Below are 19,712 nucleotides of genomic sequence, written 5' to 3' on the forward strand. Positions count from 1 at the left end.
AGAACATTAAGGAAGGGGGATTGTTTAACCACACCCTTGACCCGATCCTGACAGCGATTATTACTCAAAGTTCATTTAATCGCTATATTTTAAGGTTTATTTCGGAGGACTTTTTGAGTTCCTTGCTTTTTTAGATCTTTTAGTTCTTCGGTTAACGTTTCTTCCAGAGCATTCACCACTGCTTCGGGATCAGCAGCTTCCTGCATTGTTTGAGCTTCAGGATCGTAGCGATTTTCAACATCAGGAAGATCACTACGCAGTTCCTCAAGCAAAGCAATGAGTTTAGCAATTTTTTGCTCAGATAGTAAACTCAGTTGTAAATTAAGTTGTGCACGTTGCTCTGCTAACTGTTCCTGACGATTTTGCTTAATCAATACTCCTATTGTCAGTAACAACGAGCTAGTGGTGAGTGAAAATTGTAGCCAAGGAAATGGAGGGGGATCGAATCGCGGTGAATTAAAACGTCTTGGCAAAACATTAGGTATCGTCCACAAGATAATCGTGAGTAAGATACCGTACAGGAATGACGGACGACCGAAAGAACCGATTACAGCTTCTACAATTCGCTGATGCTTAGATACATCTTGTTCGTGACGTGTACGTAAAGCTATGATATTTTCGATATTTTGACTAATAGGTTCTGGTAATGGGGCAGTGGGCACAAAAGAATTCTGGTGTGTTTGGTATGATTTTTGTAACGAATTTTTTGAGTCTTGTTTGCTGCTTTTCATTGGGCTGTCTCACCTTATAAAATACCTCGTTGGGTTGATGAGCGAGGTTTGTGACAACTTATATGGGCAGCTTGCTTACACCCACCGCAGTGGATAGATACAGAGGCTACTGTTCAAAGTTTAACAAGACTATTGTTTTGTCCTTGGCAAAAGTCTCTACAAGTTATTGAAAACTCAAATGATAAAATACCCCACCGCATAGACCGATAGGGAAGAAGCCGTTTTGTTAAAATTGCTAATAAGGTACTTACGGGCGACGCTCAAGCCGCGCCGCGATCCACACTTTAATGATGCTTTGGCGAGTTACCCCAAGCCGCTGCGCTTCCTGATCAAGGGCTTCAATCATCCATACTGGGAAATCAACATTTACCCGCCTTTGCTCATATCCAGGACGGCGCGCCTCAGATAAGTCTAAGAAGTCGGTTACGTCCTCTCCCTCATCGAATCGTCGGTCAAACTCTTCTGCCTTCATACAGTACCACCTCTTCTAATACTGGTCGGTTGAGCCAAAAATTTAAGTTTAATGTAGGTTGGGTTGAGGAACGAAACCCAACACATACAAGGGTTTGTTGGGTTTCGCTGACGCTCTACCCAACCTACGATCTCGTCATGAAACGCAAGTAAGATACTCACCTGTCAAAAATACTATTTTCTATCTAGAGCTAGTAGACGGTACTCATGAAGTAAATTGAAGAACTTGTCAAAATCAAAACTTCTGGGATCAATTTTTTGACCTGAGCGATCTACAGCCTTATGAGTGGTAATCCGCTCATCTGGAACATTACTTTGAGCGATTAACCAAGCAAGAGAACGGTACTGAGCTTCAGTGTAACTGCTATGAGTTGGTTCAGTATTCATATGACCATCAGGCGGTGTTTCTAAAGAGACGTGATAGGCAAAGTTATTCACAGAAGATGGAAGTTGGGGATTAGTTTGCACAGCCTCTAAGCCATAGGAGCCATTAAACTCTGAGTTAGCTGCGCCAAAGGCTCGCTTTTCTGGTGGGACGATATAAACAACCGTTCCGTCCAACTGAATCATAGTGTGATAACTTGCTTGCACACTCTCGTCTTGATGAGGTTCTTGAAAAAAATTAATGACACTGGACGCAGAAGCATCAGTTTCATGAAGCACAATAATCGGTTGATTGTTAACAGCAACACCATTTACATCTCTATTAAACCTATCCCCGTAGTTGGTAGGGTTTGCCCAAGCAATTTTATATTTAGGTCTATATTGTCTTACACTGGCAATGGTATTAATCTGAGAAGTTGCAACAGCTTGAGATTTACTTGCACTAGTGCTGATCTGAGAATCAAAATCAGCAGACTGCGGCTTACCTTTGTTATTTGTTGTTAATTCGACTGACGGATTAGGATGCGGATTAGGATATTGATTCCAAACCGTAGTTTCAGAACCACTTGTATTGTATGCTACTGTTTTATTTTTTATCTGTGCTGTTCCAGCCAAGAGTACACAAACAATAACACAGACAAGTGGAAGAAGAAATAGCAGCCCTGACTTTGCTCTTACCCTAAATCTCATTTTGCGTGAATAAATCTTGAATATTTAATTTTGTCTAGTACTATCAGTATAAACAACAACAGGAACTCGTTTGTAAGCAGGTGTGCCAGATCGTTTGTCAATTGGTGCGTTGAAAATTACATTAACTTCAGGGTAAAACATCAAGGCAGATCCTTGACGAACTGCGCCGTAAATAACCTCGACATTTTCCATTTTGCCCGCGTTACCCTGAACTGTAACACGCTGATGTTCTTGCAAATTGACGCTTTCAGCATCCGCACGATTCATCAATATACAATTGCGATGGGGTATACCTCGGTACTTATCACCTATTTTGTAAACTACGGTGTTGTGTTGTGAGTAGCTGCGTCCAGTCATTAGGGCTAATACTATCCCCTGAGTTGAGTCAGATAAGCCAAAATCTTTTGGTTCTGGTAGCGTCAACTTAGGTAAAGGGGTAACAAACATAGACGCTTTCCCAGAAGAAGTGGGAAATTTCGGTTCTGTAAAAATGCGCCCGCTAATCGTGAATTCTTCTTTTGTCTCATCGATCGCGCCAATTTTTTCATACCCAGGAATAGTTTGCGCAATTAATTGCCGAACGTATCGAGTGTCTTGAAGTTTTCGCCAGTTAACAGGATACTCACCATGAACCCCATAAGCTAATTCTGTCAAAAAGTCGACTTCAGGAATTAGATCTTCATTTTTAAGGTGGGTTTCACCTTCATCGTTTAAGCGAACAAAATTATTACCTGATTCAACTGTTGTTTTATGAGGATTCTCAAACCTAGTTAGTACAGGGATGATAATCGTGTTTACGTTGGCTAAACCGTGGAAATGTCCTAAATTAGGCTTTGTGGCTAGATAGATAATAGTTTCAATCTTACCTAGCGCGCGTTTTGCTTGTGTTAAATCTGGATTTGCGCCGTATAAGTTACCGCCTAGACAAATCAGGGTATCAACGTTACCTGCATCGGCTGCTTCAATTAAAGAACGAGTGTCATAACCTTGAACGCGACTTAAGGAACGTCCCAATAATTTTTCTAAAGCTTCCTGAATCTCTTTTCTCAGCTTAACGGTTACGCCCATTGAACCAAAGCCTTGCACGTTAGAGTGTCCTCGAACAGGCATTACCCCTGCACCAGGTTTGCCTACATTACCAGTTATTAAGGCAGTGTTGGCAATACTGAAAACGTTGTCGACACCATTTTCATGTTGAGTGATTCCCATTGCCCAAGCAAATACCACTTGTTTGGACGTACCGATAATTCTTGCTGCTATCTCAATTTCTGGTTGAGAAACCCCGCAGCTTTCAGTAATTGTCTCCCAAGAAATTGATTTTGCATGTTCGATTACTACTTCCCAACCTTCTGTGTAAGCTTGGAGATAATCGATTTGAATCAAGCCTTGTTCAATGAGGGATTTTTGAAGACCTATAAAAAGGACTGTATCACTTCCTGGAATGAGTTGTAGATAGAGTGAAGAAATATCAGAACCAGTTAATAGGGATTTAATTGGGAAGGCGGGTGAGCCAAATTTAACTAAACCAACTTCCATGACGGGGTTGATCACGATGACTTTACCACCGCGATCGCGCAATTTGATCAACTCGTTCATCAACCGAGGATGATTATAAGAACAATTGGATCCCGCTAGTACTACACAGTCTGCTTCCTTTAAGTGCTCCAAACTAACCACAGAAGTACGTGTCCCAAACATCTGGTTTAATCCAACTGTTGAAGGAGCATGGCACAAATCAGAGCAATCGGCTAGGTTGTTAGAACCGAGTGTTCGCATCATTAGTTGCAGTAGAAACGCTGCTTCGTTAGAGGAACGTCCTGAACTGTAAGAAGCGACTCGTTCAGGGGACTTGCGGAAAGCTGATGATGCGATTTTATAGATCTCGTCCCAGGAAATGCGATCGTAGTGAGACTTACCTTGCCGTAAAATGACAGGATAGCTGAGCCGTCCTAGCCTATCTGCTTCCATAGAAGAGAGTTGCTGGAGTTCGTTAATGCTGTGTTGCTCAAAGAAATCTCTTAAAACAGGTGGTTTTATTTCAGAGGAGATTGCCTCTACACTCTTCATACAGCGTTGAAGTTTTTCCCCAACCTCATTCGTAAAGCCTCCTTTCTGTCCACCTGTTCCCCAAGAACAAGAAAGACAAGCACTTTTATGAAGCAAAGTTTTCCAAAGTTTTGGTCCTTCAGGAGACAAGGTATGTTCTGCCCAATACTCAATAACTGGTAAGCCTCCTCCAATATCTGGTGTTTCGTCGTTTTTGTCGTTATACTCCGGAGTGGGCTGGATATTTGGCTGTGAGTCTGCGGTCATAAAGTTTACCTTTGAATTGGGCTGGTGCTGATTAACTTCCCAAGACAAGGAAGAAACTATTCACTAACACCTAGTTCTTGGTAATAGCTAATCCTAGTGGAATTCTAGCGAATGGACTATGTAGCTAAACAGTAATAGGCTGAGCTTGGTTAGGAGATTTTAGCTCAGCGCCCTTAAAAGTTGATTTCGTGAGCTTTTTAGCTTCTATATTACCCTCTCAGCACTAGCAATCCCCCTTTTGGGACAATTGTGTGATGTACTAAAAGTTTGAAATGCTAAAGATAAGCGCGTCAGAAAAATATGGTTCAAATCATTGATTCGACTTTGAGAGAGGGAGAACAAACTCCTGGAATTTATTTTTCTCCAGAGACTAAATTGTTAATTGCTCAACTTTTAGACAAAATTGGTATCGACATTATAGAAGCAGGTAACCCAGCAGTCAGCCCGGAAATATCAAGTTCTTTAACCCGCATTGTCAATTCTGGATTGAATGCTAAGATAGGTGCTCATTCTCTATGTCGTATAGATCATGTGACAAAAGCATTGGATTGTGGTGTCGATTTTTTAGGGATTTTTCTGAGTGTTTCACAGCAACGTCTAGAACGAGATTACAAAATTAGCTTAGAAGCGGCGATTGAGAGAATTGTTAAAGTTATTAGGTATACCAGAGATCAAAAGCCAGATTTATTAATCCGATACACACCGGAGGATACTGTTCGCTCATCAATGGAGCATGTGATCCTGGCTGCAAGTGCCGCCGTAGAAGCAGGAGCTAATATAATTAGCATTGCCGATACCACTGGGTACGCAACCCCGTTTCAACCAGAGCGCAGTTATTTCTACTATGTGAAAACTTTAAAAGAGGAACTTGCTAAACAACAAATGTATCCAAAAATTGAGGTTCATTGTCACAATGATCGTGGTTTGGCTTTGGCAAATGCCTTAGATGCGTACAAAGCTGGAGCAGATATTATCGATACAACTGTTATGGGATTAGGAGAACGAACTGGCATTGTTGATTTAGCAACATTACTGGTGAATTTGGTTGATATGGGTGAGCCGGAATCTAGATGGAACCTCAATTATTTACAACAACTATACGAGTTGGTGAGTGAACAAGCTCACATCCCAATTTCTCCTCACTCGCCGATAGTAGGTAAAAATGCTTTTACTCATTATGCTGGTGTTCATGTTAAGGCGATCGCACAGGATGAGGCTTTTTATCAAAGCTTGAATACACGGAATTTGGTGAGAAAAAGTAATGTTGCATTAGGAATGCAATCGGGACGTACTGCTATTGAATTAGCTCTCAAACAGATTGGCAGGGAAGATTTATTAAAAAATAATACCTTGATGAATCAAATTCTGAATGATATTAAGGAATTGGCTAAAAGAGGAATTCCAATTGATATTGAAAAAGAATTCCCAATTCTTGTCGAGAAATCTGTAGAAAAATTTATTTCTATGGATTTGAATGCTGATTAATTAAATTTTAAAAAATTGATATTATATGGTCTTAAGTGAGCCAAAAATTTTGCCATTCAAAGAATCGCTGCCCTTCTCTAAACGAAGCTTTATTCCGTTATTGATTGCCTTAATTGCGCTATCATTCGCTGCTATTTTTATTAAATTGAGCGAGCAAGAAATTGGACTTATCGGTGCGATCGCTATGATCCCCTTTGTCTGGCTAACAGAAGAGCATTTTTTCCCCCATTCCCTACATGGTTGGCTCATCATTCTTGGACTTGCGATCATCTGCCAGTGTTTTGGACAATGTATTTTAGTTCACAACCTCAATAAATTTTCTTCTGGTTTTATTGCTGTGTTTCTACTACTTGAGCCTACCCTCACAGCTATTTTTGCCTGGTTAATTTTTGCCGAAACTTTAAGTGCTTTGAACTTACTTGCTTTTGTGATTGTTTTAATCGGGATATTTTTTGCTAAAACTAGCCAAAGCTCTAATAGCAAAACATTACAGGAGGGTGGATCGAGATAATGCAGTTAAATCAAGAAGAACTTACTTGTGTGGAAATGGTTCCAGGGATAGGAATAGGATTTTCTGCTTCACAAGGATGGCTGCCACTGAGGGATCATCCTTTACTGATTTTAGTAGGGCTAACTGGTGTTGGGAAAAGTACAGTCACCTCTTGTCTATCTCGTGAAGGGCTAGACTTTTATTTACTTCCCAACCGCCGTACTTTAACTGATCGGTTTATTATCCCCACAATTATCAAAATGGAACAAGCTCAAGAAGCTTACCCCTTTTGTCGTGTAGCACGGTTCTACTATACCAGCCGCTACAAACAGCTATTTCCAGCAGGAATGGTGCATGTTTTGAGCCAATTACAGTTCCATTCTTTGGAAGTTAGGTTTCCTCTGATATTTGATGGATTACGAGGAGAAGATGAGATAAGTTATGCTACAAAAATTCTCCCGAAGGCTCAATTTGTGCTGTTGGAGGCTCCTGAATATGTTCGATTGCAACGCCTTTTAGTTCGTAACGACTCGTTTGATCGTGTTACCAAGTCTATGCAAGCAGGCCATGATATTAAAGTAAACTTAACGAACAGTTTTGCAGATTTGGGAGTGCCTGAAGCATCAAATATCTTTTCAAGTGAACAAACAGCAGAAATTTTTGCGGAGGTACGTCAGGGAGTGTATTCCGTATCTGCTTTGCGCGATCGCTTAATGATTTTAGTGGAAGAAGGACGAAGCTACAATCCTTCTGCAACAAGAACCGCATTACAAAAGTTAGCCCCTGAGCGAACTCTAGTGATAGATACTACTACTCATTCCCCTGAACAAATTGCACAAAAAATCATGCAGTTTATCTTCTAAATCAATTCTTTAACAGTCAATGAAGAAACAGTAAACCTCGCAAGTGTTTTCACCCAAGCAAATTCATAACAAGTAAAATCTAACACAGACACAAACTAAAGTTAAATTTTATGTTAACCCAACACAGCGAAACCAACACAGTAACCAGCAAGATAAGCAAGTTAATCTTTAACCCAATCTTTTGTGGACTTGGACTACTTGTTGCAGTTATCTCTGTTGCCAACGCTCTGTCTGAGCCAAATACAATGGCGTCTAGCCTTAAAAATGAGTGTTACAAACACATGAGTGAGAAAATAGCAGCACATCAAAAAGCGCATGTAAGTCATGGGATTGTTGACGGTTATGCTGCTGAACTTCATAGTCGATGCGATTAACACTCTTTTCTTGACTCTCGCCAGAATAAATTTGAAACTCTAGTTTTAGAGTAGTTCACCCACGCAGACTTTGTTTGTGTAGCCGCGATTTCCAGTTACCTTGATTATTCTCTCACCAGAGTCATAGAAGAGGTTTCCTTCCGAATTAGCGATACAAAAGCTGCATGAAAAATTTTGGGCTCATTTCTCCCAGAATCAACACCCATCCGAAAGGGGGTGCCGTACTCTCGCTCTTTAGCGCCTAGGAATACTTCAAAAATCAAATATGAGTTCTATCTCTACCGGGTTGTATATTTCTTATTGTTGCACTAGATGATTTAGGCACTGGAGATTGAATTACTGCTTTTCCATTACCATTCTCCAGTTCCTTTATCCTATTTTCTAGTTCCTGAATTTTTTTCTCTAAGGAACTAATTTTGTTTTCGTTCTTAGAGTTATCTTTTTGAAAGTCATAGAGTTCTTTACGAGCAGCGTTTGTGTAAGAATTTGTAGTTTGAACCATATCAGCGCTTTGCTTGTAGGAATCAAATAGGCTATAGCCGACGATTGAAGCTGATATTAAGCCTCCTACTGTACCTGCTATAGTAAAAATTTGAACAGTCTTGGCCGCAGCTTGTGCAGAGTTTTTAGCATCTTGTATCGCATCTGGAATAGAACTGCGTATAGAACGATGAGGGTCGGCCTTACGAAGATATTCCTCTACGTCGGAAAGTTTATTTTTGTTAGCGGGGAATGGTATGTATTGCCCCTGACGATTTATAGCACTTGCTTTTTTGTTCAATACCTTCCAGCGTCTGTTCGGACTTAATTTTGTAAACTCTATCCAAATAAGAGGCTCACCACCTCTAAAAATGTAGTCATTAGTAGTTAGATTATGCAATGGAATTGAAAGACGACCTACAAACCCTGGGTCTACTAGTGGCCCGGTTCCTAGTAATAAACCTCTATAGACATGTGTTATTTTTAAGTTAAATCGCAGTGCAATATAATCAGGAAGACGAAATATTGGTTCTAGAGTGACGAATGCTATAGAATTTTTTCTCAGAATAAATTCTTTGCCTTCATCTATATATTCAATCTGTTTTTTTCCCTCATCATTACAATATACGCATTTTCCAAGTAAATTTACCTCATAAGATGCAGGCTTAAGCTTATCCTTGTCAAAAGGAAATATCATGCCTGTTTTAGCAACATAGTCATATACATCAGCTGAATTCAGGAGAGCAGGTAATATCTCAGGGAATGCATCTTGAGATTTGTAGTTTTGAAACCGAAGTTCTGCTTGTTGATCCGTCGTAGCAAATGGGCTATTTGGTGTTGTGTTGGATTGTGAAGTGTTACTCATACTAGCTTGGTGTGAAATTTAGATGATTGCGTGGTACAAGTGATGCAGGCCCAAATCCAAGGTAATCTATAGACAAGTTAAGCTCTGATTCAATCTCAGCAACAAAATGAGAGATTTTTTCTGATTGGTGATTTAACAAATAGCATGATGCATCTACATAATCCAAATGATTCAAAACAATATGGGTTGGCCTATTTACTAAAATGGCTTGACGTACTACGTCCGGATGAAATCGCGCAACCCGCCTGATTAATTTAGTAACTGAGGTATATTCAATAATTGGAGTAGAAACCCCCGACTCCCAAGATACTGTTTGCCAATCAATTTCATCAGGTAAAGGCCCGGAATTTCCACTTACCCGGATAGGAAATGCACGCAACACAAGTACAATTTCATCTACATCTAGGGGACTGAGACCAGCTTCAGCAATAAAGCCCGCCGCTGTTGTATCGCGACTTGTTACATAAGGATAATCACTAGAGTGAAGTAGAGATAACCCAAATCCTTGTGTACCTTCAACAATAATCCTTTCTTCAGCATCTAAATATGAACGCATTAATGGTACTACAGGTTTAACAAATTCTTGCAACCTGACTTCATGCTTAGCTAAACAAACTGATGAATTCCTTTTAATTCGTCTCTGTACTGCCGCACCAGTTCCACTTAAAGTTGAACCTATAGATTCACCCAATGATCCTTTTTGTTCTTCTAGTTGTTCACGTTCAGTCACAATAACAGCATTCGGATCAATTAACAGTCTATCCTTAGATAATCCTATGTGATTAATTTCATTTATTAGTATGTTTGGTTGTATATAACTTCCTGCGCCTAATACACATATAACGTTTGGTAAGAGCGCAGCAGTAGGTAATTGCTGAAGAATTATTGGTGTACCTGATTCCGATATAACTGTATGTCCGGAGTTACAACCTCCAATACGTACTGCTACAGTTGCTTTTTTGTCTCTTGCAAAAAAATGTGCAACCTTGCCTTTACCTTCAGAACCAAACTGACCACCTACTACTACTGTTACAGGCATCTTGTAAATCTTGTTCCTTTCCTTAATTTGTTCTTTTTCTGGACTCTACAGCTTGAATAATAGCTAAAGAAAAATCTTCTGTAGTTTTATCATTAATAATTAAAATATGTGCTAAATTAGCCAGATTGATAATACTCTGTTCTGTTAACTGAGAATTGGCTACAACAAATTCTTCTGAGTTTCCTCCTCTAGTGATATATCTAGCCATGCGGGATTCTAATCGAGAGATAATATGAATGTGTAAGAAAGAAGAGCCGAACGTTTCTTGCCAAAAAGCATAATCCTCAGGAAACCGTAAACCGTCTATAACAATATCACCATCCTTGGGCAGCTTTTCAAGAAGTTTTTTACACAGCCAACGCTGCCCTAGTTCTTGGTTTACTTGTGTTCCAATTTGTTGCAGCGCTTCGCGAGTAGGCTTGATTCCTTGTTCATTCAGAATATCTTCTAGAACTAGGCTATATCTGAAGTAGTGAAATCCTCGCGATTTCAGCAACTTTCCAGCAGTTGTCTTTCCAGCAGCAATAGATCCGCTCAATCCAATAACTATTCTGCTATTGTAAGTTTTTTGAAAAGAATTAACATCAGGAATAATTAGGTATTCTTCTTCAATATTTCCTAATGCTTCAAATTTTCCATTCCAGAAAAAAATACCTACAATAGCTGAAGTTATTGCATCTAATTCATCGTGACTTATTGTTTTTTCAGAAAAGTCTCCTCGAATACCAAACTCACTAAGACCAATTCTAAGAAATTCAATACCTGCTTGTTTTCTTGGAATATTCATTATATCTTGTGCAGCACCAGGATAACTTTCAATTACAGGTATTCCCTGTTTTCTAAAATATTGAGCAAGACGAATACCGCGAGCAGTTAAATTTTGCATACTCTTAATTAAAGATGGATAAACATTTATCCCTCGTTTCTTTAAAATTCTTTCGCAAGACCGAGTAATACCGTAAAGCTGCCGTCCAGGATCGCTATCCTCAACACTAATTCTTCCTTTAGGTAAAGACAATGGTGAATCAATAGAGACTAGAGTGGGCTTAGCATCAAGCGTTGCATTAATGATGTCAGAATTAGTATTCAATCTTTTGGTAATTACGTAATCTCCCTCTAATAAGCTCCATCCAGATGCTCGATTTTCTGACCCAGAAAGGTCAATACCAACAATTTTTAAATTAGATAAATCCTGTATATCGGCAAGATCTTTTAGTGATATATTCGAGCATTTTTTTTCTTTAGGATCTGGTATACATATTCCCTCTTGGTCTGATTGAGATTGGCTTTTCTTCCACTGTAATACACTTGGAATTGCCGCAAAACAATGAATGGAAGCAGTAATATCTAGAGGAATATCGTGTTTTTGTATAAGACGAGCAACGACAGCATCAAATATTGATTTCATGCCTTCTATATCTGCATGATTGTAAGAAATTAAGAGTCTCAATGAATCAGCATCTCCTCGACAGTATTTAGACCAAAGTAAAGGAGCAGAATCACCTTCTATATTCAACAATTTAGAATGTCTTTTTATTCCTAATAGTTTTTCAATTTTTTTTTGTCCTCCTGTTAGTCCAACCCGTTTTGCTAAAAAACGTAGATCAATATGAGTTTTAGGAAGTTTCAAATTATGAAATTTTTTACAAATAAAAGGAATATCAAAAAGTGAACCATTAAAAGTAACGATTATTTTCGCTTCTGTTAATGCCCGCCTGAAGGAGTAATCGTCATCGCCTTGTATATATACATTGTACTTTGAATCCATACTCCATCCCACCAAAGTAATATCATTGTAGTATATACTTAAACCAGTAGTTTCAATGTCTAAAAACATTGTTTTTCGAGGAAAAGTCAGTGCAATTCGATAGTATTCTGAACTAGGTAAACTTTCTGCAAAAAAGTCGGCATTTTCATTTTCTATAGCTTTGCGAGAAGCTTGAATCAAACTTTGTCTACTATTATCTGCATTAAGATCAAAGATAGATAACTGAGTTGCTTTTTTTGTTTCCCAGTGGTCCCAAGATACAACACCTGAGCGCCAAAGTTCATTTTCTGTCTTAGCTCCAATTCCTTTTAAATGTCGAAAAGTTGATAATAGCATTGTAGTTGCATTTTTTTAGTAATGTTGGTATTTGTATCTTATTATTAATTTTATTCTCTCTTCCTTATTACATCTATATACTGATGTCATTCGTCACAAGTTAAATCCTTCGTCAATTTGTCAATCTACCCATAAAATTAAAATTAAATCAAAAACCATCATAGAAAACATCGTTTTTGGGAAGCCTGATCGCTTAATCTCGGTCTTTATCATTCATCTTTGTGCTGAAATTTAATTATAGAGATCATTTTTATACTTTCTTTAGTTCTAAATTTACAGTAATAACGCTAATTGACAAAGGCAATGTTATCTTAACTTGTGACCAATGTGCTAACGTCGGATATAGACGGACTAGCCTGTTTAGTTTAGGAAAATACAGGCTCCAGTGATAGTATGGGAGCATCCCAAATGTGCCATTCCCTTGATAGACCTCATCCCCTAACCCCTTCTCCCAAACTTGGGAGAAGGGGAACTAGCAGCATTTCTCCCCTCTCCCAAACTTGGGAGAGGGGCGGGGGGTGAGGGCACACAGGTTTCTGTGCAAAATTGGGATGCTCCCGATAGTATCACCTGTTTTACCTCAAAATTAGCGCCCTTATCAAACCAATTTACACGTTGCTGACAGTTTTCGTCTTTAAGTTCTGAGCGATACTTTGGAAGCAATCCAATGCTGTTTCTAAATCTTAAGCAATCTCTAAAGCTAAAACATCTGGTGCTGTGGTAGGTTATCAGGTCTTTCTAAACTCTCATCTGTGATCCAAAAAATATCTATACTAACTTTACCCTGTTATGTCTATTCTTCATAGCGAAAGACTCGAAACCTTTTTGTTTACTAGCTTTGCTGGAGATTTAGTGCTTTGTCAATGCGGATAAATAAGTACTTAGACAGAATTAATGAGGTTTATCCCTCTTCTGTCACTCTCCGAAAACTCTTGCCATTTCTGAATTCTAGAACTTTTGTATGGAAAGCGATCGCGCGATTATTTTCTAATAACAAATACAAGACCCATTTTTTTCTAATAGAAAAGCTTGTATTGATTGCCTCATGAGGCTTTTAGCGATCACCCTCCCGGAAAGTGACAGAAGAGGGTTATACCAGTTTTATATAAAGACGCATAGAAAGAACCCCACCGTATAGCAGCACCTCCCCTTGGCAACGGGAGGTTAGGAGGGGTAAAAATAATGTGCAGCTTCACAGAAAATTGGTATTAGACACTTTGTTTCCCTGTTCCCTGTTCCCTCTCACCACTAATGAATTTAATTTTGTAAGAACTACTCAATTTGGCAATTGACATTTTTTAAAGCGGGCGATGGGACTCGAACCCACGACGTTCACCTTGGGAAGGTGACATTCTACCACTGAATTACGCCCGCAACAGGTATATGGTATATTATACCACCATTTGCAAATTTGAGAATTTGAGTTATCAGAAAAATGCACAAAACCTTTCAGCATGAGGGTGATTAAGATTTAATCACCCTCATTCGTGCTTGAGACGCAGAGAAAACCCTATTAAAGAAATTAATGGATGACATATCCATTAACTTTGGGATGAAAATACCTAAAGGAGCTAAAATCTTTTGTGTTCAGCTGTAATTCCCTTAAGCGCAAAAATATTCCTTTGCCTCCCAACTTGCTCCCTCTGCTATTTTCAAGATAGTGATCCAACAACAGACTACCCCCATTGCTCATTTTCTGCTAGCGATGGGGGTGACGTTGAAAACAGCACACCCTCCCCATCTGCAAGCGCGTTTGTTGGGAGTTTCTCGCGAAAAACGATATGAAAAAAATACTACCGAACCCAAAACCCAAAGACCAAAATTCCAACTTTGAAAAGCATTACGAGGAATCGGAACTTCCACCAGAACAATGTCAGCATGTTAGGATTGTTGATTGTGACAAGCCAATTAAACGCGTGTTCTATGAGTGCTATCACTGCCTACAAGGCTTAATAAGCGAGTGTAGTGGTAAGCCTATTATAGAAGAGGTTAAAGGTCGTCCGTCTGTACGAGAGATCAAAGTTAGATGTCCCAATTGCGAGCAAACTGCTATTAAACTCAGTACGGGCAAAGTTCTCTCAACGACAGCGATTCCCTCTCCTTGGAGACAATGAAAACTTGAACCTCATAGAGTTTATTGAAAGACTTGAGGTTTATTTTTATACACTTGTATAATGAGAATTGCCGTAAAGCAGAAAAAGCGCCAGTAGATACGGTATCGCAAAAACTGGCGCAGCTGTTGTCGTTTTTGTGAAACCACCACTGTAAGTAAAGCGCTGGGGATCTGTCGAAGGGGTCTGACCCTCCATCGATTAAGATACTTAAAGCAAAACCTTAAGTTATAATTCGTTGACATTTATCTTAACAGTGGCACGGTTAAGAATATTTACATTAAATAAGCGATTCTCTACCTTCCAACCGTTCACGGGACGGATTGACGTGAAAGAAAAATCACCGCCAAAACCACAGTCGCGATCGCAAATGGTGCTACAGCAAAAATGAATAGGATTGTGGGTGTTAACTTAGGATTTCTAAGAACAGAAGCAAGAGGTTCACCACCATATTCCTCTCCAATAATTTGGCGCTTGGCAGAAGCTGGCTGTTGTTTTTCAGACTCTTCAATATTTTTGTTTGACATATTCTTTGCCATGGTTATCTCCTCTAGTGGTAGATACATGAGCAAAAATTAATGCGCTTTCTGCACCTAGCACTAACTATCAGTAGTTTACAAAAAGCTGGAAAGGGCAAGTGTTAATAATTGCATCAATAAACGAGACTGATCAAGCGACGGTAACTACCCAAGGAAGATAGAAAGCAGGCAAGAGCGATCGCCTAGTGACTTAATAAGCGAAAAACGTAGCAAAACGGGACAAATCCGATTTAATTGGACTTTTGTGGAAGACGCTGTATAAGTAGCCTCATAGCCTCAGAAATATTGATCCCATTTTCGTCTGCAAAAGCTTGCAGTTTCTTTAATTCTATGTCATTAAGTCGGGTATTGATTTGGTGTTTTCTAGCTAAATTAGACATATTTAACTTGTCAATGTATAGTATTTGCTATACAATAGTAGTAACACAAAAAAGGAGGTGACAATTATCAAGCGAGCTAAAAAACAAACCAAGAAGAAGTACGAAGGTGCAGTGGTTGTTACTCAAATAGCACTGCTTGATAACGTTTCACATAACGCTCTAGAAGAGTTGGTAGATATTGCGAATCGTTGCGGACAATTACGCTCTGACATCTGGAACAAATACGGCTCGGTCTCAGGTTGGGGATTGAACAGAAATATCCACGACAAACACCAGTTACAGATCTCGTTAAGAACAATCTTCCCACTTGAAAAATACGGATTAACAGCCAAACTGTACGAGCGTACCGCATATAAATGCTTGGATGAAATAGCGACTTACCACGACGCGGTTAAATCTTATGTTGTAGATGAGATCTACCGTCGCTACGATGATGAAACAGAGCGCGCTTACTTGGTAATGATGCTCAATACTCAAGCGTGGTCGTACGTCAACAGTTGCCGCGCTAGATGGTTGCACCGTACAATCAGAAAGTACTTTTATCGTGGTCACACAAGGAAGCGTAATCAAATTGTGTACAACGGCGACATGTACAAGATTGTACCTGTTGGGAAAAAATCTTACATTGAGTTATCCACGCTCTCCAAAGGCAAACGTTTACGTGTTCAACTGCATGGCAGTCCAGAGATAGAGAGTGAAATCAAAGTATTAATCCGCTCAGATCACCGCATCGAAATACATTATCCAGGTAAGCGCTTTATAACATTGCCAGAAAACCGCGTCCCACAGGCGGGGGTAGATCGCGGCTACACAGAAGTTTTTGTGGATTCACAGGGTCAAGTATATGGTGATGGATTGGGTAAAATCATCACCCAGGCTACAAACCAGCAAACGGATTTATCAAAGAAGCGCGGTAAATTACACGCTTTGGCTCGCAAGCTTGAAGCGCAAGGCAAGCACGAAAAAGCCCAAAATATTCGACGCAACAATTTAGGTAAAGCCAAGTTGACACGTAAAAAGCGTAAACTTGACGGCAAACTAAAAACCCTTGTGTTCACTGCCACAGTTGAATTATTCAAGCGTTACGAGAAAGTTTTTTATGAAGACCTCACAGAACCCATTAAAGATAAGCGAGGTCTGAAAGGTAAAGCAGCAGCGCGAATGTCCCGGTGGTACAAAGGAATTGTAGCTGATGCTATCTCTCAAGTTTCTGTGCGTTTAAATGCCCAAGCTATTCAGGTTAATCCTGCATACACGTCGCAAACGGATAGTCGTTATGGTGTCCTTTTGGGAACCAGAAACGGAGATTCGTTTCACTGTTTCGACGGGGTCGTGTTACAAGCAGATTACAACGCCGCTCGGAACATATTCACTCGTGGGTATGATGCAGAAATCCCGCAGTACATGAAGTTTACTCAGGTAAAATCCATTTTACTGCGTCGAACCGAGCTTTTTCAAGAGCAACAGCTCCGGGATAGAGCCAAGACTCTAGAAGGATACAAGGGAGAGCAGCTAAGTTTGTTCGATATCACCTTGTCCCACTCAGAGAGCGCAGTCTAATTTATACCAATTTGCTCTGATTGGTTCCATTTTAGATGTATCCCTAAACACAAATGCCAGAATCGAATTGTTATTTAACGCGCTCATCTCCCCTAACATACACATGGAACCCGAACATATTGGGCTAATATTAAAAGCCTTAGACTTTGCCGCCTCTAAGCACCGACATCAACGCCGTAAAGATAAGGAAGCATCTCCCTATATCAATCACCCTATTGCTGTTGCTAAGCTGTTATCGAACGCCGCAGGTGTAACGGATCCTATTGTCATTATGGGAGCTATCTTGCATGACACAGTAGAGGACACAGACACAAGCTTTGAGGAGTTGGAGCAAGAATTTGGTAAGGACGTTCAGCATTTGGTCAAAGAAGTCACTGATGATAAATCTTTACCCCAGCAGAAACGTAAACAGCTTCAAGTAGAACATGCGGCACATTTAAGTGAACGGGCAAAGTTGGTAAAACTTGCTGATAAAATTTGTAATCTGAGGGATATGGTCGTATCTCCACCCCACGATTGGTCAACGGAGCGGAAACAAGAGTATTTTCAGTGGGGAAAGAGTGTTATTGATCAAATACGAGGAATTCATCCCGATCTCGAGAGAATTTTCGATGACGTTTATCAGCAAGGTGTGGAACAATTAAACAACACGCTTGTTGAGAATTATAAACGTAAAGATTAGTTGCAATAAAACTACCTCCATTACTAGTAGTGTTATTTTAGTAATTGAAGCAAGTTAGCTTCAAAGGCAGATTCAACAGCCTTAGAACACAAGCTCAATTTAACTCAAGAGGTAAGTAACGCTGTTTAACTACAATCTGTCTAGCCAAGTAACATCAACACCCAACCCGAAAGCTAATATTTCCTCATACTAGTGACTGGGGGGCAATGTAGCTAGTTGTTCATGAATTTTTGGTAATTCATCCACTAGTGCAACCCTGAGTATTATGAGCAAAAAGAGGAAGTAACTAAGCTATTACCTGTTTGGGTGTTGTTGTTTTATAAAACCCTAGCCTTCAGGTATGAAAGTCTCAATGGAGGTAATAGCGAATGACAGGAATATTTTTGTTTTCGATTTTATGTTTTTTTTGGCTAATTGGTTTGTCACTTTTAGCTGAAATTTGGTTTCATGAAGAAGAGCAACAGTTTTAATATATTTTGATTTTTCTCAGGATGTCTAAGATACCTGAAATTTTTGGATAAACGATATCAACCAGTGTGAGTTAAATCAAGTCTAGTAGAATAGTCATAGTACTTAGTCCTCATACCTATCCTTCCAGTTTGGGAGAATAGTGTGAGGGCTTGTTTAATTTTATTAACTAATTTGCGAACTTCCCGATTCTTCTTTAAGGTTGGGATGGTTTGCTGTAGACGCATAAGGTATTGAACCTTATACATTTACAATATAGTTTTGCTTTATTGTTAGGACTTATGAGTCATCAAAAAAAGCCTACCTCTTTACCAGGCTGGTCTTTAGAAGAGCGAGATCCTGAATTTATTGAATCATTGATGCCTATATGGGAATTGTTGTACCGCCACTACTTTCGAGTAAAAACCGATGGTTGGCATCATATCCCAACTGTTGGGAAAGTATTGCTGGTGGGGTCTCACAATGGCGGGATGGCTTCTCCTGATTTGGTAATGATGACATATGATTGGTTCCGTCACTTTGGAACCAGTCGTTTAGTGTATGGTCTCATGCATCCCTATGCTTGGAAGGTGAGCCCACCCTTAGCTAAACTAGCCGAGAAAGTTGGGGCTATTATTGCACATCCAAAAATGGCAAGTGCTGCTTTTGCTAAAGATGCGAGTGTGCTAGTCTATCCTGGAGGACAGTACGATATGTTTCGTCCTCATAGCCAACGATATAAGATTCATCTAGCAAATCGCAAAGGTTTTATTAAACTAGCTTTGAAAGAAGAAGTCCCAATTATTCCAGTGATTTCTGTAGGAGCACACGATACTTTGATAGTTTTAGGTGATTTTTATGAAGTCATGAAACAGTTACATCAGTGGGGCTTACCGTGGTTATACCAAATAGATCCAGAAGTGTTTCCCATTTATTTAGGTTTACCTTGGGGCTTAGGTATTGGTCCTCTACCTAATATTCCTTTCCCTACTCAAATTCATACTCGCGTATGCGCCCCGATAGTTTTTGAAAGATATGGTAACCAAGCAGCTAGGGATCGCGAGTACGTAAATGCTTGCTATGATTTGGTTAGTAACCAAATGCAACAAGAATTGGATTGTTTAGTTAAGGATAATGAAAAAGGCATAGTTAGGAATGATGACGCATGGCTTCTCGACCCAAGATAAACATACCTGTTACGCCTAAGCTAACAAACCATATATATTGATGCCAATACTTAGCAATTTGCTCAACTGCGCTGAGTTCTGGATGTAGCGTATTGAGATAAAGCAATAGCACAATTATCATTAACGCCCCGAACCCAACAAAGCTTAAGCCAATCCGAACCCTAGCAGGTTGTAGTTCAAAATCACTAATCTTCTCTAAGTCAACTTCTGCTAGCTGGTTCAAGGAGTCATCTGCTACAAAGGAGGCTGTTTGCAAGTTCCTTCCCAATTTTGGTGGCAATACTGACACTAATATTGATACTGTGGGACGGCGTAACAATGCCTCCGCATCGCGCAGCAACACCAATCGTTTAGGAGGATCTGCTAACAGCTTAGCAAATTCTGTCTTGGTCGTTTCGCGTTCAAAGGTCATACTAAACTTCTTCAAGGAGTTCCCTGTGTTTAATCAAACAGAATTCAGGAGGAGCCACTGCGCCCTTACGGGTTTCCCGGTTTGGAGCATGTGGCGTTCAGAATA

17 protein-coding genes and 1 tRNA gene are annotated in these 19,712 nt (G+C 39.7%); 8 read left to right on the forward strand and 10 right to left on the reverse strand.

Annotation, left to right across the window (positions count from 1 at the left end; all coding sequences use genetic code 11):
* Positions 1 to 89: 89 nt before the first annotated feature.
* From G4P69_RS23685 to G4P69_RS23700, 4 genes are all read right to left on the reverse strand, one after another.
* On the reverse strand, positions 90 to 662 hold the full coding sequence (locus tag G4P69_RS23685; RefSeq protein WP_208351567.1) for a DUF1003 domain-containing protein: 573 nt from the start codon (positions 660 to 662) through the stop codon (positions 90 to 92).
* Between the two features lie 316 nt (positions 663 to 978).
* Positions 979 to 1,203 carry a type II toxin-antitoxin system BrnA family antitoxin gene (brnA, locus tag G4P69_RS23690; protein WP_208351568.1) on the reverse strand — a complete coding sequence of 75 codons (225 nt, stop codon included), beginning with the start codon at positions 1,201 to 1,203 and terminating at the stop codon, positions 979 to 981.
* Between the two features lie 173 nt (positions 1,204 to 1,376).
* A complete protein-coding gene (locus G4P69_RS23695) occupies positions 1,377 to 2,276 on the reverse strand; it encodes a peptidoglycan recognition protein family protein (RefSeq protein ID WP_208351569.1) in 900 nt (299 codons plus the stop codon).
* Positions 2,277 to 2,300: 24 nt separating this feature from the next.
* Entirely contained in the window at positions 2,301 to 4,589 is a 2,289-nt protein-coding gene (locus G4P69_RS23700) for an FdhF/YdeP family oxidoreductase (protein ID WP_208351576.1), read from the reverse strand.
* A gap of 300 nt (positions 4,590 to 4,889) precedes the next feature.
* On the opposite strand from G4P69_RS23700, the gene G4P69_RS23705 reads away from it, so the two are divergent.
* From G4P69_RS23705 to G4P69_RS23720, 4 genes are all read left to right on the forward strand, one after another.
* Entirely contained in the window at positions 4,890 to 6,074 is a 1,185-nt protein-coding gene (locus G4P69_RS23705; protein ID WP_208351579.1) for a LeuA family protein, read from the forward strand.
* 49 nt (positions 6,075 to 6,123) lie between these two features.
* On the forward strand, positions 6,124 to 6,585 hold the full coding sequence (locus G4P69_RS23710; protein WP_208351580.1) for a DMT family transporter: 462 nt from the start codon (positions 6,124 to 6,126) through the stop codon (positions 6,583 to 6,585).
* A complete protein-coding gene (locus G4P69_RS23715; RefSeq protein ID WP_208351583.1) occupies positions 6,585 to 7,427 on the forward strand; it encodes a DEAD/DEAH box helicase family protein in 843 nt (280 codons plus the stop codon). The genes G4P69_RS23710 and G4P69_RS23715 overlap by 1 nt, the downstream gene beginning before the upstream one ends.
* Before the next feature lie 110 nt (positions 7,428 to 7,537).
* Entirely contained in the window at positions 7,538 to 7,801 is a 264-nt protein-coding gene (locus G4P69_RS23720) for a hypothetical protein (protein ID WP_208351593.1), read from the forward strand.
* Positions 7,802 to 8,060: 259 nt separating this feature from the next.
* On the opposite strand, the gene G4P69_RS23725 is transcribed toward G4P69_RS23720, so the two are convergent.
* The 4 genes from G4P69_RS23725 to G4P69_RS23740 form a co-directional block, all read right to left on the reverse strand.
* Entirely contained in the window at positions 8,061 to 9,146 is a 1,086-nt protein-coding gene (locus G4P69_RS23725) for a dCTP deaminase domain-containing protein (RefSeq protein ID WP_208351595.1), read from the reverse strand.
* Position 9,147: 1 nt separating this feature from the next.
* On the reverse strand, positions 9,148 to 10,185 hold the full coding sequence (locus G4P69_RS23730) for an adenylosuccinate synthetase (RefSeq protein WP_208351598.1): 1,038 nt from the start codon (positions 10,183 to 10,185) through the stop codon (positions 9,148 to 9,150).
* Positions 10,186 to 10,207: 22 nt separating this feature from the next.
* Complete coding sequence (locus tag G4P69_RS23735) at positions 10,208 to 12,289, reverse strand: ribonuclease H-like domain-containing protein (protein ID WP_208351599.1); 2,082 nt, start codon at positions 12,287 to 12,289, stop codon at positions 10,208 to 10,210.
* 1,302 nt (positions 12,290 to 13,591) lie between these two features.
* Positions 13,592 to 13,663: transfer RNA gene (locus G4P69_RS23740), tRNA-Gly, on the reverse strand.
* Positions 13,664 to 14,070: 407 nt separating this feature from the next.
* Here G4P69_RS23740 and G4P69_RS23745 point away from each other — a divergent pair.
* On the forward strand, positions 14,071 to 14,403 hold the full coding sequence (locus G4P69_RS23745) for a hypothetical protein (RefSeq protein WP_243903033.1): 333 nt from the start codon (positions 14,071 to 14,073) through the stop codon (positions 14,401 to 14,403).
* 308 nt (positions 14,404 to 14,711) lie between these two features.
* Here the strand turns inward: G4P69_RS23745 and G4P69_RS23750 are convergent, their stop codons facing one another.
* A complete protein-coding gene (locus tag G4P69_RS23750; protein WP_208351602.1) occupies positions 14,712 to 14,939 on the reverse strand; it encodes a hypothetical protein in 228 nt (75 codons plus the stop codon).
* Positions 14,940 to 15,376: 437 nt separating this feature from the next.
* Between G4P69_RS23750 and G4P69_RS40295 the strand changes: the two genes are divergently transcribed.
* The 3 genes from G4P69_RS40295 to G4P69_RS23765 all read left to right on the forward strand — a co-directional run bounded on the left by G4P69_RS40295 (position 15,377) and on the right by G4P69_RS23765 (position 19,195).
* Positions 15,377 to 16,879: a zinc ribbon domain-containing protein gene (locus G4P69_RS40295; protein WP_208351604.1), complete on the forward strand. Its 1,503-nt coding sequence runs from the start codon at positions 15,377 to 15,379 to the stop codon at positions 16,877 to 16,879.
* 103 nt (positions 16,880 to 16,982) lie between these two features.
* A complete protein-coding gene (locus G4P69_RS23760) occupies positions 16,983 to 17,561 on the forward strand; it encodes an HD domain-containing protein (protein WP_208351607.1) in 579 nt (192 codons plus the stop codon).
* 749 nt (positions 17,562 to 18,310) lie between these two features.
* The gene (locus G4P69_RS23765) at positions 18,311 to 19,195 is read left to right on the forward strand and encodes a lysophospholipid acyltransferase family protein (RefSeq protein WP_208351610.1); all 885 of its coding nucleotides are present in this window, start codon (positions 18,311 to 18,313) and stop codon (positions 19,193 to 19,195) included.
* Here the strand turns inward: G4P69_RS23765 and G4P69_RS23770 are convergent.
* Entirely contained in the window at positions 19,158 to 19,607 is a 450-nt protein-coding gene (locus G4P69_RS23770; protein ID WP_208351612.1) for a hypothetical protein, read from the reverse strand. The genes G4P69_RS23765 and G4P69_RS23770 overlap by 38 nt on opposite strands.
* Positions 19,608 to 19,712 lie beyond the last annotated feature (105 nt).

Source organism: Aetokthonos hydrillicola CCALA 1050 (assembly GCF_017591665.1).
In the GTDB taxonomy this organism is placed as follows: Bacteria; Cyanobacteriota; Cyanobacteriia; order Cyanobacteriales; family Nostocaceae; genus Aetokthonos; species Aetokthonos hydrillicola.

What these genes read in the sequence shown, in the direction of transcription:
- G4P69_RS23695 (WP_208351569.1), bottom strand. Translation starts at nt 2,276, where the DNA reads ATGAGATTTAGGGTAAGAGCAAAGTCAGGGCTGCTATTTCTTCTTCCA.
- G4P69_RS23770 (WP_208351612.1), bottom strand. Translation starts at nt 19,607, where the DNA reads ATGACCTTTGAACGCGAAACGACCAAGACAGAATTTGCTAAGCTGTTA.
- G4P69_RS23745 (WP_243903033.1), top strand. Translation starts at nt 14,071, where the DNA reads ATGAAAAAAATACTACCGAACCCAAAACCCAAAGACCAAAATTCCAAC.
- brnA (WP_208351568.1), bottom strand. Translation starts at nt 1,203, where the DNA reads ATGAAGGCAGAAGAGTTTGACCGACGATTCGATGAGGGAGAGGACGTA.
- G4P69_RS23700 (WP_208351576.1), bottom strand. Translation starts at nt 4,589, where the DNA reads ATGACCGCAGACTCACAGCCAAATATCCAGCCCACTCCGGAGTATAAC.
- G4P69_RS23705 (WP_208351579.1), top strand. Translation starts at nt 4,890, where the DNA reads ATGGTTCAAATCATTGATTCGACTTTGAGAGAGGGAGAACAAACTCCT.
- G4P69_RS23750 (WP_208351602.1), bottom strand. Translation starts at nt 14,939, where the DNA reads ATGGCAAAGAATATGTCAAACAAAAATATTGAAGAGTCTGAAAAACAA.
- G4P69_RS23735 (WP_208351599.1), bottom strand. Translation starts at nt 12,289, where the DNA reads ATGCTATTATCAACTTTTCGACATTTAAAAGGAATTGGAGCTAAGACA.
- G4P69_RS23760 (WP_208351607.1), top strand. Translation starts at nt 16,983, where the DNA reads ATGGAACCCGAACATATTGGGCTAATATTAAAAGCCTTAGACTTTGCC.
- G4P69_RS23765 (WP_208351610.1), top strand. Translation starts at nt 18,311, where the DNA reads ATGAGTCATCAAAAAAAGCCTACCTCTTTACCAGGCTGGTCTTTAGAA.
- G4P69_RS23730 (WP_208351598.1), bottom strand. Translation starts at nt 10,185, where the DNA reads ATGCCTGTAACAGTAGTAGTAGGTGGTCAGTTTGGTTCTGAAGGTAAA.
- G4P69_RS23715 (WP_208351583.1), top strand. Translation starts at nt 6,585, where the DNA reads ATGCAGTTAAATCAAGAAGAACTTACTTGTGTGGAAATGGTTCCAGGG.
- G4P69_RS23720 (WP_208351593.1), top strand. Translation starts at nt 7,538, where the DNA reads ATGTTAACCCAACACAGCGAAACCAACACAGTAACCAGCAAGATAAGC.
- G4P69_RS23725 (WP_208351595.1), bottom strand. Translation starts at nt 9,146, where the DNA reads ATGAGTAACACTTCACAATCCAACACAACACCAAATAGCCCATTTGCT.